General features: G+C 62.6%; 13 protein-coding genes. 4 read left to right on the forward strand and 9 right to left on the reverse strand.

The genetic code is table 11. The features are described 5' to 3' along the window. Window positions 1-23: 23 nt before the first annotated feature. Complete coding sequence (locus tag OHL16_RS09185) at window positions 24-389, forward strand: STAS domain-containing protein (RefSeq protein ID WP_263366811.1); 366 nt, start codon at window positions 24-26, stop codon at window positions 387-389. 1,063 nt (window positions 390-1,452) lie between these two features. Here OHL16_RS09185 and OHL16_RS09190 read toward each other — a convergent pair. The 5 genes from OHL16_RS09190 to mnmE form a co-directional block, all read right to left on the reverse strand. Next, on the reverse strand, window positions 1,453-3,558 hold the full coding sequence (locus tag OHL16_RS09190; protein WP_263366812.1) for a PP2C family protein-serine/threonine phosphatase: 2,106 nt from the start codon (window positions 3,556-3,558) through the stop codon (window positions 1,453-1,455). Window positions 3,559-3,755: 197 nt separating this feature from the next. Further along, window positions 3,756-4,343 carry a PEP-CTERM sorting domain-containing protein gene (locus tag OHL16_RS09195; protein ID WP_263366813.1) on the reverse strand — a complete coding sequence of 196 codons (588 nt, stop codon included), beginning with the start codon at window positions 4,341-4,343 and terminating at the stop codon, window positions 3,756-3,758. Between the two features lie 441 nt (window positions 4,344-4,784). Next, entirely contained in the window at window positions 4,785-5,129 is a 345-nt protein-coding gene (locus OHL16_RS09200; protein WP_263366815.1) for an STAS domain-containing protein, read from the reverse strand. Between the two features lie 159 nt (window positions 5,130-5,288). Next, window positions 5,289-5,750 (reverse strand): DUF1569 domain-containing protein, encoded by a 462-nt coding sequence (locus OHL16_RS09205; RefSeq protein WP_263366817.1) that lies wholly within the window; start codon window positions 5,748-5,750, stop codon window positions 5,289-5,291. A gap of 101 nt (window positions 5,751-5,851) precedes the next feature. Then, complete coding sequence (gene mnmE, locus OHL16_RS09210) at window positions 5,852-7,261, reverse strand: tRNA uridine-5-carboxymethylaminomethyl(34) synthesis GTPase MnmE (RefSeq protein WP_263366818.1); 1,410 nt, start codon at window positions 7,259-7,261, stop codon at window positions 5,852-5,854. A 142-nt stretch (window positions 7,262-7,403) separates the two neighbouring features. Between mnmE and OHL16_RS09215 the strand changes: the two genes are divergently transcribed. Together OHL16_RS09215 and OHL16_RS09220 are read left to right on the forward strand one after the other, a co-directional pair. Beyond that, complete coding sequence (locus OHL16_RS09215) at window positions 7,404-8,159, forward strand: carboxymuconolactone decarboxylase family protein (protein WP_263366819.1); 756 nt, start codon at window positions 7,404-7,406, stop codon at window positions 8,157-8,159. Then, on the forward strand, window positions 8,068-8,538 hold the full coding sequence (locus tag OHL16_RS09220) for a carboxymuconolactone decarboxylase family protein (RefSeq protein WP_263366820.1): 471 nt from the start codon (window positions 8,068-8,070) through the stop codon (window positions 8,536-8,538). The genes OHL16_RS09215 and OHL16_RS09220 overlap by 92 nt, the downstream gene beginning before the upstream one ends. Before the next feature lie 6 nt (window positions 8,539-8,544). Here OHL16_RS09220 and OHL16_RS09225 read toward each other — a convergent pair whose 3' ends face one another. The 4 genes from OHL16_RS09225 to OHL16_RS09240 all read right to left on the reverse strand — a co-directional run bounded on the left by OHL16_RS09225 (window position 8,545) and on the right by OHL16_RS09240 (window position 13,535). After that, complete coding sequence (locus OHL16_RS09225) at window positions 8,545-9,564, reverse strand: alpha/beta fold hydrolase (protein ID WP_263366821.1); 1,020 nt, start codon at window positions 9,562-9,564, stop codon at window positions 8,545-8,547. Window positions 9,565-9,695: 131 nt separating this feature from the next. Next, on the reverse strand, window positions 9,696-10,580 hold the full coding sequence (locus tag OHL16_RS09230; RefSeq protein WP_263366822.1) for a helix-turn-helix domain-containing protein: 885 nt from the start codon (window positions 10,578-10,580) through the stop codon (window positions 9,696-9,698). 96 nt (window positions 10,581-10,676) lie between these two features. Continuing rightward, window positions 10,677-11,639, reverse strand: a complete 963-nt coding sequence (locus OHL16_RS09235) for an SPFH domain-containing protein (protein ID WP_263366823.1) — start codon at window positions 11,637-11,639, stop codon at window positions 10,677-10,679. A 78-nt stretch (window positions 11,640-11,717) separates the two neighbouring features. Next, on the reverse strand, window positions 11,718-13,535 hold the full coding sequence (locus OHL16_RS09240; RefSeq protein ID WP_263366824.1) for an energy transducer TonB: 1,818 nt from the start codon (window positions 13,533-13,535) through the stop codon (window positions 11,718-11,720). Between the two features lie 247 nt (window positions 13,536-13,782). Between OHL16_RS09240 and OHL16_RS09245 the strand changes: the two genes are divergently transcribed. Next, complete coding sequence (locus OHL16_RS09245) at window positions 13,783-14,688, forward strand: D-hexose-6-phosphate mutarotase (protein ID WP_263366825.1); 906 nt, start codon at window positions 13,783-13,785, stop codon at window positions 14,686-14,688. Window positions 14,689-14,716: the final 28 nt, after the last annotated feature.

A 14,716-nucleotide genomic window follows, 5' to 3' on the forward strand; every position in this document is an offset into this window, starting at 1 on the left:
CCGAGAGGAAGGGAAGAGTAGAGATGCAGGAGAAAATTACGCAGGTGAAGATGGAAGAGGTGCAGTGCAGTTCCGGAGTCACCGCCACGGTCCTCCGCTTCTCGGGAGACATCACCAGCGCGTCAAAGGCCGCCGTGCTCGGAACCTATCAGGGAATGGCCGAAGGAACAAAGAACATCCTCCTCGACTTCTCCAACGTCGAGTACCTGAACTCCAGCGGAATCGCCCTGATCATCCAGATGATGATCGCAGCGGGCAAGAGCGGCCAGTCCATCCAGACCTTCGGCCTCTCGCCGCACTTCCAAAAGGTCTTCGCCATGGTGGGAATCACCAAGTACACCAAGCTGCATCCAGACGAAAAATCGGCCTGTGCCGCATTCTCGGCCTAGTCAAGAATCGATTGTGCATGTCGCGAGGGCCGTCATAGATGAAGATCCTGCATCGTGACGTTATCCCGGGTCTCAGAATCGTGTCCTGTCCCGGGTTCCTCTCGCTCAATCTCCGCCAGGTACGCCGAAGCCTTCCGGAACGACATGTGCTTATACTGACTTATCCGCTGTGCGCATTCGCAACCGAATCCAAGACGTCCCGCCTGGACCAGCAGCTGACGCTGTTGTGCATTCGGTTTCTCCCGACTCCCATGCTGCCAAATCCCTTCAAATCCAACTCAGAACGTTCTTCGGGGGCTATGACAACGGACGGACATTCCCGTACGACTTGCTGAAGAAATACCCGCAGAGCAGGGCGGCACGGTTGCCAATTCATGGTGAGGCATCCCTCTCCATTGCTTATGTATACCTGCTTACCCCGATCATCTGGCTTGAGCAACGGACGGATGTGACGGGAAATGTCTTGCGCGACCGCCTGAGCAGGTTCGATCACCAACCACTCGACAATTTTAGGCTTAGGCCCATATAAAAACACTTCGACAATTCGGACCCTTATCGAAGCAATTTCGGGCGCTTCGAACATGAGTACATCCGGCTCTTGTATGTCAGCCCGGCCCCTCCCACGTTGCACGAACAGACGAACGAAAACCCGATCAGCGCAACCCGCTATGACCCAATTCAGGCGAGGGGACCTTCCACGCCAAAGCAGATAACCGTTCAAGGCAAGAACAACGGGCACGCCGAACCAAGCCGCCGCGCGTACCGAAACAATCAGGCTCGCGATAACGGCAATCAGCAGGCCCGGCACACTTGCGATGCAAATGAGGGTCGGTAAGGACCAACCCCAGCAGGCCCGCGCCCCCGTCGAGGCGATGCTGCGAGTTACTTCCGGTGAGTCGTATCGGACGAGTTTCATTACCCTATGGGCTCCTCCGCTAGAATCCGCCTGCCGGGTGCCCCATTCATGCCGCAGCCTCATCGCGGCATGAATGGGAAAGCGCAATCTCCCAGCCAACTCCCTATCCTTTCCTTTCAACCGAAGCTGGGCTTTGAGCCCCAGCCTCTAATGCGCCACCATCTCCGTACTTGACCGGGCATCCTGCCGCGGCTGCCCGTCGCGCTGGATTCGCAGCACGAGAATGTCGTCCTCCTGGCCGAAGTCCTGCGCGATCTTCGCGATCTCCGCCGCGGTAATGGGCTGGCGAAGCAGCTCGTTGACGCGCTCAAAACCGAAGAGCTGCCCCTGCGCATCCTGCGCCTCGGCGATACCGTCCGACATCAGGATCAGCGAATCCCCCTCCTCCAGCCGGAACGAGACCACCGGGAACTCCATCTCCGGCACGATGCCGAGCGGCAGCGCTCCCTCCATCTCGACCTCCTTGTCGTTGAGGTACGGCGGAAGCTGCCCTGCGTTGGCCAGATGGACCATGCCATCCGGCATAATCCGCAGGACGACACACGTTGCGCTCGAGTGCTCGCGCTCGCAGAGCTGGTCGTTCACCTGACTGAGAATGCGCTGCGGGTCCGAGCTGTTCTGCGCCGCCGTGCGTATGGATCCCACAATCAGCGCGACCAGCATGCCCGCCTGCATCCCCTTGCCCGTAACGTCTCCCACGACGATGAGCGCCGTGCCGGGCTCCTCGCCAGGAAGAATCTGGAAGAAGTCGCCGCCGACCTCGCGCGCCGGCCGGTACTCGCTCTCGATGCTGAGCCCCTTGATCTGCGGAAGCATCTCCGGGATGAGCACCTGCTGGACGTGCCGCGCCTGCTCGATCTCCAGCTTCCAGTGCTCCTTCCTGGCCTGCGACTCGATGAACCTCCTGAGCAGCATCACCGTGATCAGCAGGAGCGAGAGGATCGTGGCAACCGTTCCCAGCGAGATGGCGAACCCAAACAGAGAGGTTGTCGTGCGCACGTGAATCAGGCGCAGCTCATGCTGGTAGTTGGCGACGACGACCAGCAGGATGGCGACACCGGCCATCCATCCCTCGGCCCTCTGCCGCCTGAATCCCCGGTAAGCCACCGCGAAGAGCACCACGCCGAGACCCAGCTTGATGGCAAGCAGCAGCGGCACAAGGTATCCCGCCGCCTCTACGGGAACATGCTGTCCGTAAAGCGGCGGCCGGAGCATCGCCGTGCCCACGGCCAGCAGCGCGACCTGCGTCCAGACAATGGCGTGCAGCCGCCCCATCTGCCACAGCCGGAACCAGTAAGCCCAGAACAGCACCCAGAGACCGATCCGCAGCGGCGTGAGGATGACATCGTTGAGGATGACTCCCGACGTCTGGCCAATCCACGGGATAAAGTTCACCGAGAGGACAACTCCGTTGCCCAGCAGCGTGACGAAGCACACCGCCGAGAGCCAGAGATAGGCGTCCTCCTGCGGGTCCAGCCAGAAGAGCGCCAGCCCCATCACCAGCGCCATGATCAGGATGAGGCCCTCAAGAAACCCGCTGCCTACGCCGTGCGCGATATCGTCCCAGTCGAGCTGGACCTGCGTGGCGATGACCGTGGCGTAGCCCAGGACAGGAGGCCCGTGCAGCCCTCCGGCGTCCGGACTGTTAAACGGAGTGGCCGAGTCCATCCACATGCGGATGGCGATCGTAGCCTTTCCATTGCGCAGTCCCTTGGGCAGACGAAACGCCTGCGGCAGCGTGCTGTATGCGGTGACGTTCTTCTCCGCAAATGTTCCGAACTCGCCGATCTGCAGGCCGTTGACGAAGACCTGATAGGCATCGTCCGCGTTGTCAGGCATCTTCAGAGCGAGCGACCGGGTGGCGCCCTCCACGTCGACCTGCAGCCGATACCACGCATATCCGGCGTGATGGGGGTACCCCCGCGACGTCCAGCCCGGAATGTATCCGCTGGTGCCAAGGCTGGCATCAGCCGTGCCCGGGGGCGGAGTAAGGTCCATGTCGGCCCAGCCGGAGTCGTCATACGCCGGTTCCGCCCACGCCATGTCGTCGCCGGTGTGGAACTTCCACGGGCCCATCAACTCCACCGCAGACTCGCCCAGCTTCACACGAATCGCATTGTCAGCCGGAGCTCTCCCGGCCGTCTGGGCTTTCGCCGCCACTGCGGGCTTCTCCGGAGCAGCCTCCGCGCGCAACGCACCTGGAACTCCGCACAGCAGCGGAAACAACGCCACGATCCAACCGATGCGACGCATAGGGCTCACTTCCAAAGGCAGCGTTGCGGATAACGATAACAAAGAGTACACCCGGCCCATCGTCCTCGCGCAAGAGAGTGCACAGGCGTGTTTCGCCTGAGCTACCCGTTAGGGAATCGAGCGTCCACCCAGGTTAAACAGGGAATCCGCACCCGCAGGCGCGGATTCCCTTGTGGAGAAACCAGGCAGATACGGCCTTAGAAGCGGGTCCGGATGGCCGAGAGAACAGAGCCTCTCTGCTGCCGGATCGCCAGAAGGCCAAACATCGCTATGATGCCAGTCGAGAACAACAGCACCGTGCCGGGCTCGGGCACGTTGGCAATCGCTTCGCCAGTGCCGAAGGCGTCCGGAGCAGGCCCTGTCTCGGTGATGAAGAAGAACGTGTCGGGCGCGATTCCGCTTCCACCAAAGAAGTCCAGAACATAGTGCGTGCCGTCGGGCGAGAGGAAGCAGTCCGCCCCGCCGAAGACACTGCCCGGGACAGCGGTGTCGCAGGTCGCAGGCTGGCCGCCCAAGCCGGGGCCGTTGGTGAAGATCATGTTCAAGCTGGTGAAGGTGAAGCTCGTGTCGTTCAGTCCTGTGAAGCAGCCGGTGATTCCGGCGTCCGACAGGAAGTCGGGACAGGCGCCGAAGGTGACCGGGAACGTGTTTCCTGTGATGTCCGAATAGTTCAACTGCGATGGGGGGTCCAAAACGCCCATGTGGAAGTCGACAACGTCGGCTTTGGCAAGGCCCGAGAAACCAAGAGCCAGAATTGCTACGAATAAATAGCGAAATACTTTCATCTCTACATGTCCTCCGAGGAAGGGCCCGACCGCCCAGTTAGCCCTGTACCTGAGTTAGGTGAACCGATGTTTAACCTTTTCCTGCACGTTCCATGCCGAAGCAAAACGCGAGGGTCAGCCCATTTTCTGCGGCTTATCTGCCTAAACAGAAGGCCCATGTGCAAGAACTTGCACTTCAGGAGAGAACCATCTGGGTTTTTGCCCTGTCTTTAGGGCAAAGGCCGACTGAACTCCCGAGTCATTGCACAGAAAGCGTTGCTCCTCAGTTGTCATTCCACGGGGGCGACAGGCCAACCAACTCAACCTCTGTCATTTCGACCGGAGCAGCGGGGTCCCAGCGAGCATTCTTGCTCGCTGGGGTGCAGCAGTGCCAGCCTCATCGCACAGCGGAGCGGAGAAACCCGCTTCTCTACCGAGACAGCACGGGTGGGACGTAAAGACTCAGGCCAGCGCCTCAGCGGCCTCCAAGGAGCCGCACACCTTCAGGACGCCATCCACCTTCGTCATCTCCAGCAGCGCGGAGACGCGGTCGTTCACCCCGGTAAGAAAGAGCTTTCGGCCATCCTTCTGCGAGCTGACGTAGTAATTCATTACGACTCCGAGCCCGGCCGAATCCATGAAGGGAACGCCGGTGAGGTCCATGATCAGGCACTCCGGCTTGACCTTCCGAAGCTCGTCCTGCAACCCGAAGATATTGGCCAGCGTAAGCGGACCAGCAAGCTTCAGAATCGCCGTGCCCGGCTTCGTGCCTTCAGAGGTGGAGTACGAGAATCCTGTGTCAGACATACGCGCGAGTATAAGAGTCCGCTCCGCCGAGCTTTGTTACGGCAGTATGAATTGTCGCGGCACAGGTAAAACTGCATTCAAGCACCGCCCTGATGACCGAAATGTCTTAGTCCTTCCAAGGACGTATCGGTGCTGGCCTGCCGCTAAATGGGGGCCGCGTTAGACGCCGAACTGCCGCAGATGATGGTCGACGTGTTTGTACATGAGGATGGCCCACTGCTGCGGTTTGAGCGGACCAAAGAAAGGGTGTGGGTGATGGGAGCAGCATGTTGCGCCCTTGGTGGCGAAGCTATCGATAGCTGCGATGAGCTGGGCGCGTTCGCGCTCGAGGTCGCACTGTGTGGGGTCCGCCGAGAAGAGCTCCGGTGAGGAGGGTGAGTTGCGGCGCATGGGCTTGTCGTCACCGAAGACCAGCGGCTTGATAAGCAGGCCGATGACGTTGGCGGGAAAGGATGCACGTTTGGGGTTGATCACGCCCATCGCCATCTGCATGCCAGAGGTACAGTGCGCGAGCGTCTGGGCGAGGGTCATATTGCCCCACTGCCGCTCACTCTCAGGATGGAGGCGCATGATGCGCTGCTTTATGTCTTCTACCAGGGTGGGGTCAAAGAGATCTTTCATAGTCGTTGCTCTCAAGCTTGGGTGGATTATCGTGGGTCGCTTCCAACAGCTTTCTATCACGCGGGGAGGAGGGCTTGCTTTTTAACGTTTCGGACATTGCTTTACTTTCCGATGCAGAATCTGCTGAAGATCAGGTTCAGGATATCGTCCGTCGTCGTCGCTCCCGTCAGCGCATCCAGCGAGCGCAGCGCCTCATACAGATCGAGCAGCACCATCTCATGAGGAATCCCCGAACTGGCAGCCTCGCGCGCCAGCGCCAGCGCGGCCAGCGACGACGAGATCGCCTGCTGCTGGCGAAGGTTCGTCACCAACGCGCTCTCTGAGGCCGGCGCGCCGCTGCTGACCAGCCGCAGAATCGCCTCCCGCAGCGCTCGAATCCCTTCGCCCGTCAGCGCGGAGGTTCGGATGACCTCATGCTCCCGCGAAGCCCCGCCCGGCGAAATGCCCGGAGAAATGTTCGACGCAACTCTCGCGCTGCCGCCGTCCAGATCGCACTTGTTCAGCGCAATCAGCATCGGCCGCGTGACGAGCGCCGCAATCGTCGCCTCGTCCTCAGGATGCGGCGGCGCCGTCGCATCGACGACGAGCAGCACCAGGTCAGCATCCGCCATCGCCTCGCGCGACTTCGCGATCCCGATGGACTCAGCCTCATCGGTGGCAGGCCGCAGCCCAGCCGTATCGACCAGGTCGACAGGAATGCCGTTCAGCGAGACCCGCTCCGTCACAAGATCGCGCGTCGTCCCCGGAGTCGCCGTGACGATGGCGCGGTCACGCTCCACCAGCCGGTTGAACAGCGACGACTTGCCCGCGTTTGGCCTCCCCACAATCGCCATCGTGAAACCATCGCGCACCACACGCCCGTATCCGAACGTGCTCTCCAGCGCAGCCAGCGGCTCGTGCATCTCATCGATGCGTGCAAGAATCTTCGGCGTAGGCAGCACGTCGATGTCGTCCTCGGCGAAGTCAACGCCGGCCTCGAGCGTTCCGATGAGCGCGATCAGCGAGTCCTTCGTCGGCGCAATCCTGCGCGAGAGCGCGCCTCCAAGCTGCTGCGCCGCCACACGCGCCTGATGCAGCGTGGAGGACTCAATCAGGTCGTGGACGGCCTCGGCCTGCGTGAGATCAAGCCGCCCCGCCAGAAACGCGCGCTGCGTGAACTCGCCCGGAGCGGCCAGCCGCGCCCCGCCCTCGAGCGCCCGGCGCACAAGATACTCCAGCAGCACCGGCGAGCCGTGCGCCGCGATCTCGACGACGTCCTCCGTCGTGTACGAGTGCGGGGCCGCGAAGAACGTGACGACGGCCTCGTCGAGCACCTCACCCGTCGCCCCATCCAGCACCTCGGCAAACCGCGCCTGCGATGGCGCGAGAGGATGACGCAGACGAAGCATGGGTTCTGCAATCGCTCGCGCCTCGGCGCCCGAAAGTCGCACAATGCCGATGCCGCCGCGGCCGGGCGGAGTTGAGACAGCGACGATCGTGTCGTCAGACGGAATGGCGGGCGCAGAGGCCATCAATGGGAGTATCGCAGACCTAAGGGCCGCGTCACGACCTGCCTCAACCTTTCGATGGATGCCGCTTTATCCACCCATCGCGTAGCATTACGCCGACGCAAAAAGCGCCACCGGCCACTACCCTCGAAAGGAACCCGCACGCATGCCCCACATCAATCTCCCCGCCGATCTCCCCGGCATCCGCGGCGCGATGGCCTTCCGCCCTGAGACCGCCCGCCCCCTCAACGATCTCGTCGACGTCCTCCTCCACGCCCCCAACTCCCTCACCTCCGGCGAGCGCGAGCTCATCGCAACCTACGTCTCCTCGCAGAACGACTGCTACTACTGCCAGACCATCCACGGCGCCGTAGCCGCCGCTTGCCTCGACGGCAACGAAGCCCTCGTCAAACAAGTCAAGGCCGACTTCCTCCACGCCGACATCTCGCCGAAGCTCAAAGCGCTCCTCAACATCGCCGGCAAAGTACAAAAAGGCGGCAAGCAGGTCACCTCATCCGACATCGAGCAGGCGCGCGCCGAGGGCGCAACCGATACCGAGATCCACGACGCCGTCCTCATCGCCGCCGCCTTCTGCAGTTCAACCGCTACGTCGACGGCCTCGACACCTGGCAGCCCCGCGACGAGGACATGTACCGCGAGCGCGGCAAGCGCGTCGCCCGCGACGGCTACGTCGCCATCAGCCGCGAGTACATCCCCGAACCCGCCACCCGCTAACCCCAAGGAGAAACACCGTGCCCCACATTGCTCTTCCAGAAGGTCTGCCCGGAATCACAAGCGGCTTCGCCTTCCGCCCCGAGACCGCAAAGCCCATGCGCGAACTCGCCCACGTCCTGCTCCACGGCCCCAGCACCCTCACCCCCGCCGAACGCGAGCTCATCGCAACTTACGTCTCCAGCCGTAACGACTGCTTCTTCTGCCAGACCAGTCACGGAGCAGCAGCAGCCGCGCATCTCGGCAACGACTGGACGCTCGTCAACGAAGTCCGCGTCAACTTCGAGCAGGCCAACGTCTCGCCCAAACTCAAAGCCCTCCTCGCCATCGCCGGAAAAGTCCAGCAGGGAGGCAAGTGCGTCACGGAAGCCGACATCGCGCGAGCCCGCGCCGAGGGCGCAACCGACCTCGAGCTTCACGACACCGTCCTCATCGCCGCCGCCTTCAGCATGTACAACCGCTACGTCGACGGCCTCGCCACATGGCAGCCGCAGGACACCGCCATGTACGACGCCATGGGCCAGCACCTCGCCGAGCACGGCTACATCACGCCGTCCGAGAAGCGCTGACCCGCATCACAACGAACCTCCCGGCGACCGCGAGACTCCCCAGAGCGCCTTCGCCTCTTCGGCGATCACGTCCGGCATTTCCTCCGGGAAGAAAAGCTTCGCTCCCTCGACACGCCGCACGCCGCGCGAGCCCGGCAGCGTACGGTCCAGCCACTCAGCCCATTCGACGCCGAAGAAGATATCGTCCGTCGCCCACACGATGTGAACGGGCTTCCGGAACTCCTTCAGCTGCGAGCGAATCGGCACCAGCAAGTTCGGCTCAAGCGCAAGCAAGAAGCGGCTGAACTGCTCCTTGCGGGCCGGCGATGAAACCAGTGGCCCAAAATAGCAGTCGATAGCCTCATCGGTGAGCTGCGCCGGATGCGTGTAGGCAATCCCGAGACCCTTGTCGGTCCGCGCGAAGTTCTTATCGGCCACCTGCGGCGCGATAAACTTGTCGGCCGCCCCCGGCTGATGCCCAAGTTGAATGACGGGCAGGAACGCCGGAGGCGGGCTGTTCTCATCCACGTCGCAGTTGGTCAGCAACAGCGACCGCACGCGCGAGCCATGCCGCGCCACGAACAGTTGCGCGGTCAGCCCTCCCGAATCGTTCGCCACTAGGTCGACCTCGTCGATCTTGAGGTGGTCGAGCAGCGCCGCCAGCATGTCAGCCTGTGCCGGGATCGAGATGTCGGCATTTTCTGGAACCTCGGAGTAGCCAAGGCCCATGAAGTCCGCCGCAATGCAGCGCCGGTATGGCGACAAACGCTCCAGCGCGCCGCGCCACTGGTAGCCGTTCAGCGGAAAGCCGTGCAGAAACAGCGCCACTGGACCCTTGCCGCGCTCGACATAGGCGATGCGCCCCATCGACAGGTCGGCAAAACGCCGCATGCGGTGGAACTCCCTCAGGTCAATCGTTCCGCCGGTAATCTTCGACTTGGGAGCGGCGACCACTGCGCCTCCGCCGCTCAACCCAGTCGCCACCTCCGAGAGCAGGCTCGCCCCCGCCACGCCAAACGTTCCTCGTAAAAACTCTCGTCGCATCATGTCTTCTCCATTCCTTCATCGCACTTGCAGCCGAACCAACGGCTACAAACACGATTCTCCTTAGGCCCGCGCGCCGCGTCGCACACAGGCCGCTGGAGAAGAGCACAATCTGCTGAAAAAATCTTCTGAAACTATTCAGCTACGTCGAGGACCATGCGTTCGGCGAAGATCCGCCTCATCTGCAGGGGAGAGAATCCTGTCGCGCGCTGCATATGCCGGGCAAGGTGGCTCTGGTGCGTAAAGCCCGCGGCCAGCGCGATCTCGGCAATCGTCTGTCCTTCGCCCATCAGCAGCGACTTCGCGTGCTCCACCCGGCGCTCAATCACATACTGGTGCACGGCAACGCCAACCGACGCGCGAAAGCCTGCGCGGAAATGCGAGACGCTAATCTCCGCCACCGCGGCCAGGCGCGATAGAGAGAGCGCCTCGGCAAGATGCGCCTCGATAAATTCAAGTGTGCGCTTCAGTCTTCGGCCATCAAGACCGCCGTATCGCCGCTCCTCGACTGCTATCGAGCTATGCCCCGCAACCAATCGCGCAGCAGCCGACTGAGCCAACCCATCGAGAAACAGCTCTCCCGAAGGCGATCCCATCTCCAGCTCGCTCTTCATCGCCCAGGCGATGCTCTCCAGCTGGCGGTCGCGCACCATGAAGCGATTGCGCAGCTCCACGCCGTGCACGCCGAAGGCATTGTCCTCAGCGACTGTCTCCAGCATAGCCGGGGGCAGGCTCATCATAAGGGCCTTGTCGTTCTCATCATGCATCCGCCACAGTGCCGGAACCCCGGCAGGGATGATATCGATATCGCCGTGCACCCCCGAGCCCGTGTGGCTCACGCCCGCGCGACTGCACGACATCCGCGCCGCCCGGCCTATGTGGATCGAGATCAGCGCATTGGGAAACTCCGGCATCTCGAGCACGCCGCTCGAGTCGCTGCGCAGCTGCACGCCAAACCCATCCGCCGTCCGCTGATACGCATGGATGTGCCCCTGCGACTGCTCGCTCAATCGACTCATCAGACCTACCTCCCAGCACACCTGCGGCAGTTCCTGAAGCTATTTCAGCCAGATGCGGCAGACCCGCGCCGGTTGCACCGTTTCGTCACAAATCCGCTACGTTGTGACGGGTGGCGGAGGCTGAACCACTCTCGTCGTCGGAGCTGGATGTGGGCCATTGCCTCCCCCACGCAGGCCGGCAAGAATCTGCGTAAGGAAGTCGCTCGCCGCGCCGGGATTGCTCGGCAGAAACAGCGTATTCGTCCCCGCACGAGTTCCCACATCCTTCAGGGTGTCGAAGTACTGCGTCAGCAGCACCAGCGCCATCACATCCTCGGCCGTCGCGCCCGGTACCGCCTCGCGGAAGTGCTCGATCGACGACCGCAGCCCGTCGATGATCGCCTGCCGCTCCGCCGCGATGCCCTGTCCCTGCAACGCCTTCGAGGCAGCCTCGGCCTCGGCCTGCTTCACCTTCAGGATCTTGTCTGCCTCGCCGCGGGCCTGCGCCGCCACCTGCGCGCGCTGTGCTGCGTTGATGTCGTTCATGGCGGTCTTCACCTTCACATCCGGGATGATGTCCGTCACCAGCGCCGTCAGAATGTTGAATCCAAACCCCGACATAATCGAGTCCAGCTCCGTCTTCACCGCGACCGAGATGCCCGACTGCTGCTCGAACGTCTGATCGAGAGTAAGTTTGGGAACATGCCCCAGGATCGAGTTGAAGACGAACGACTCGATCTGCTTCTGCGGGCTCGACAGCCTGTAGAACGCGTCGAAGATCTTGTCGTCCAGCACCTGGTACTGCACGCTCACCGGAATCTGAACAAAGACGTTGTCGTGCGTCTTCGTCTCCACCGAAAACTGCACCTGCTTGACCATCAGATCGACGACAAAAGCGCGCTCCGCAAAGGGAACGAGCACATGCAGCCCGGGCCGCAGAATGCGGTTGAACTTGCCGAACCGCTCCACCACTCCAGCCGTCGCCGTGCGGACCGTGAACAGCGTCTTCAGCACCGCCACCAGAATCACAATCGCGAAGATGAAAACTACCATCAGCAGAAAAGTGTTCAGAGCATCCATAAATCGGCACCTCAACCGGTGCAGAGAGCATACATGAGGCGCTTTAAGCCACTTCCGCCGCCGAGCGCGGCGGCTACGTCACCTGTTGTGCCCACGAAGTCGGAAGTCCACCCGCACCAGCGTCGCCACATCGACCGGCCGGCCGTTCAGCAGATACGGCCTGTAGCGCCACTTCAGCACCGCCTCTTCAGCCGCCGAGCGCAGATGACGGTCCCCGTCGATTACGCGCACGTGGTCCACCATTCCAATCTTCGAGATCACCGCCTCCATCACCACTCGCCCCTCGATGCCCTCGGCCTTCGCCGTCACCGGATACGCCGGAACACGTGACGCCACCAGGTGCCTCGCCATCACCGAGGGTGCCACCTTGATCACGCTCGCGTCCTCAACCGCTCCCACCCCCACCGGTGCGCTCGCCACTTCGGTCACTCTTCTGTGGCCCGCATCCGTCTCGCGGCCCTCCCGGTCCCTTGGCTCGACCCGCGCCGCGGTTCCAGTCTTCGGCGCAGCGACAGCTTTCCCGATCCCGCTGCTCGTTCGACGGCTCTGGCTCGCGTTCGCAGCATCGGTAGCGTTCGCAGCATCTATAGTTGGAGCCACAGCGGGAGCGTTGTGCGGCACGTCTTGCGCCGGATGTGAAGGCGCCACAGATGGCGCAGGCGCCGCAGGCGCGGCCCCGCTTCCCGTCGTCGCATCCTTCCGGGTGTCGTTCTGGGTATCGTCCCGACGCCCGGTCGCTTCACGCTTCAGGACGCCCAGTCGCCTGATCACTCCGTCAAACTGCGCATGCAGCGCCGGACGATATCGCTCCATCACGGCACGGCCAGCATTGGAGCGCGCAAAGAAGATCCCTCCTCCGGCCAGCGCCAGCAGCATCACCGCTGCCACGACGCGGCGCCCGGCAGTTCCACCATTCTCCTGCGCATAACCTGCCAGCGGAACCGGGATAGACGGGTCGTCATCCTCCTCCAGCACCGCGACCCCGCGATGCAATAGCGTACCCGCCGGCCGAGGTGCGAAGACTTCTCGCTCGCGATCATTCCTTCTCTGTTCCGTCTGCTCCGTCTGACCAAGCGGCGGCACTCGCGGCGACGCCAGCGAACGCGGTGGCCTGAGCGCTGAAGTGACCTTCACGGACTCCGGCAAAGGCTCGGTGACCGCGATCTCTTCCAGCCTGCGCAGTTCTACCGGCTCCGCGCCTCGTTGTTCCGGAGCTTTCGGAGACTCCACTTCTTCCCTCTGCCGATCAATCGGCTTGCCTATCTGCTCCTTGCCTATTTGCTCATCGATGGCCGCAAGTTGCTCCCTCAGCTCCGTAGTCGTTCGCTCCAGCCGCGATAACACCTCTCCAATCGATCGTCGTGCTGCCGACACATCTTCGCTGGCCGCCAGCCTCGCTCGCGTGCCCTCGCGCACCGTACCGGGCGTCTCTTCCCGCCCCGGTTTCTCCGGAAGCACGACCACCGCCGCACCCGGTCCGCCAGTTCTTTGGCTGCTGCTCTGCGCACCCAGCAGAGCAGCAGCGGGCTCCGACATCGCATGGGGCAACTCAGCCGGCTGGGCCACGTCCACGCCTGCCAGCATCTGTTTCAGTTCCTCGGCCCTTGCCCTCTCCTCCGGTCGCAGCGACGCCACCCCGGCTCCCGCCGCACCTTCTACGATCACCTCCAGCATCTCGTCGTCGCCTAACTCACCACTCTCGCGGGCGCTCAACCGGCCTACCAACGCCCAGAAATCCATCGCGAAGTGCCTGTCTTCCTTGACGCTCGCAATCAAATCACCAAGGTTCTCCAGCGTACCGAAGGGAACTCGATGCATGTCGCACAACGAACGAACCTGCTTGACCGCGTGAACGTTCCTTTCAACCTTATCTGCCTCGACCGTATTCATCCTCATCTCGCTTCCCACCGCGTTACACACTTCACCTTCCCCGATTGGATGCCATCCTCGGCGCCCGGGCTGTCACTTCTCTCGCGAAATCCCGCATCTCGCTAAACATCAGAGACATACGGCAACAACCCGGCCCTCCCTTCGCGGCCACTCACCGTTTTGTGGAGATTACAATCGATGGTCACCGGGGCACAGCCGGGTCATCAACCGTTTCAAAACAAACTGTCTCGCAAACGCTACACTTGAGAGCGACATGAACCTTGCACAGCTCAACGAACACTTCGCCATCCCCGGTGTGCTCAGCTTCGACAAGCACAACGGCCTCGTCCGCGCCAACGTCACCTCACCCGCGGCCTCGGCCACCATCTACCTGCAGGGAGCGCACATCACGCACTGGCAGCCCACAGGCCAGCAGCCCGCGCTCTTCCTCAGCCGCAAGAGCGACTTCGTCCCCGGTAAGCCCATCCGCGGCGGCGTGCCTATCGCCTTCCCCTGGTTCGCCACCGACTCCAACCCCAACCGCTACCAGGGCAAGCCCGGCCCCTCGCACGGCTTCGCGCGCATCCAGGACTGGACGCTGGCCTTCGCCGCACTCTCGGGCGACGACCTCCACCTCACCTTCACGCTCGGCCCCAGCGATCTCAGCCGCGAGATGGGCTTCGACGGCTTCAAACTCGCCTTCCAGCTCACCATCGGGCCGTCGCTCACCATGGCGCTGACCGTCGCGAACGAGAGCGACAAGCCGCTCCACTTCGAAGAGGCGCTCCACACCTACTTCGCCGTCGTCGATGTCCACGAGGCCACCGTCACCGGCCTTGGGCCTACGCCCTTCATCGACAAGACCGACAACTTCCGCGTGAAGCCCGCCGCGAACGCGCCCTTCACCCCAACGGCCTTCACCGACCGCATCTACGAGAACACCACCGCCACGTGCGTCATCCGCGACGTACCCGGCAGGCGCAGCATCACCGTCGCCAAGACCAACTCCAACACCACCGTCGTCTTCAACCCCTGGAAAGAGATGGCCGATATGGGCCCCGACGAGTGGCACGAGATGCTCTGCGTCGAAACCGTCAACGCCGCCGCAAACGCCATCACGCTCGCGCCGGGCACCACTCACACCATGCAGGCCCACATCACGATTCAAAAAGCCGGCTAACGAGCCACAATCGCTCGGGTACCCCATC

Origin of the sequence: Edaphobacter bradus (genome assembly GCF_025685645.1) — a bacterium.
Taxonomy (GTDB): domain Bacteria; phylum Acidobacteriota; class Terriglobia; order Terriglobales; family Acidobacteriaceae; genus Edaphobacter; species Edaphobacter bradus.

What these genes read in the sequence shown, in the direction of transcription:
- OHL16_RS09185 (WP_263366811.1), top strand. Translation starts at nt 24, where the DNA reads ATGCAGGAGAAAATTACGCAGGTGAAGATGGAAGAGGTGCAGTGCAGT.
- OHL16_RS09190 (WP_263366812.1), bottom strand. Translation starts at nt 3,558, where the DNA reads ATGCGTCGCATCGGTTGGATCGTGGCGTTGTTTCCGCTGCTGTGCGGA.
- OHL16_RS09195 (WP_263366813.1), bottom strand. Translation starts at nt 4,343, where the DNA reads ATGAAAGTATTTCGCTATTTATTCGTAGCAATTCTGGCTCTTGGTTTC.
- OHL16_RS09200 (WP_263366815.1), bottom strand. Translation starts at nt 5,129, where the DNA reads ATGTCTGACACAGGATTCTCGTACTCCACCTCTGAAGGCACGAAGCCG.
- OHL16_RS09205 (WP_263366817.1), bottom strand. Translation starts at nt 5,750, where the DNA reads ATGAAAGATCTCTTTGACCCCACCCTGGTAGAAGACATAAAGCAGCGC.
- mnmE (WP_263366818.1), bottom strand. Translation starts at nt 7,261, where the DNA reads ATGGCCTCTGCGCCCGCCATTCCGTCTGACGACACGATCGTCGCTGTC.
- OHL16_RS09215 (WP_263366819.1), top strand. Translation starts at nt 7,404, where the DNA reads ATGCCCCACATCAATCTCCCCGCCGATCTCCCCGGCATCCGCGGCGCG.
- OHL16_RS09220 (WP_263366820.1), top strand. Translation starts at nt 8,068, where the DNA reads ATGCGCGAACTCGCCCACGTCCTGCTCCACGGCCCCAGCACCCTCACC.
- OHL16_RS09225 (WP_263366821.1), bottom strand. Translation starts at nt 9,564, where the DNA reads ATGATGCGACGAGAGTTTTTACGAGGAACGTTTGGCGTGGCGGGGGCG.
- OHL16_RS09230 (WP_263366822.1), bottom strand. Translation starts at nt 10,580, where the DNA reads ATGAGTCGATTGAGCGAGCAGTCGCAGGGGCACATCCATGCGTATCAG.
- OHL16_RS09235 (WP_263366823.1), bottom strand. Translation starts at nt 11,639, where the DNA reads ATGGATGCTCTGAACACTTTTCTGCTGATGGTAGTTTTCATCTTCGCG.
- OHL16_RS09240 (WP_263366824.1), bottom strand. Translation starts at nt 13,535, where the DNA reads ATGAGGATGAATACGGTCGAGGCAGATAAGGTTGAAAGGAACGTTCAC.
- OHL16_RS09245 (WP_263366825.1), top strand. Translation starts at nt 13,783, where the DNA reads ATGAACCTTGCACAGCTCAACGAACACTTCGCCATCCCCGGTGTGCTC.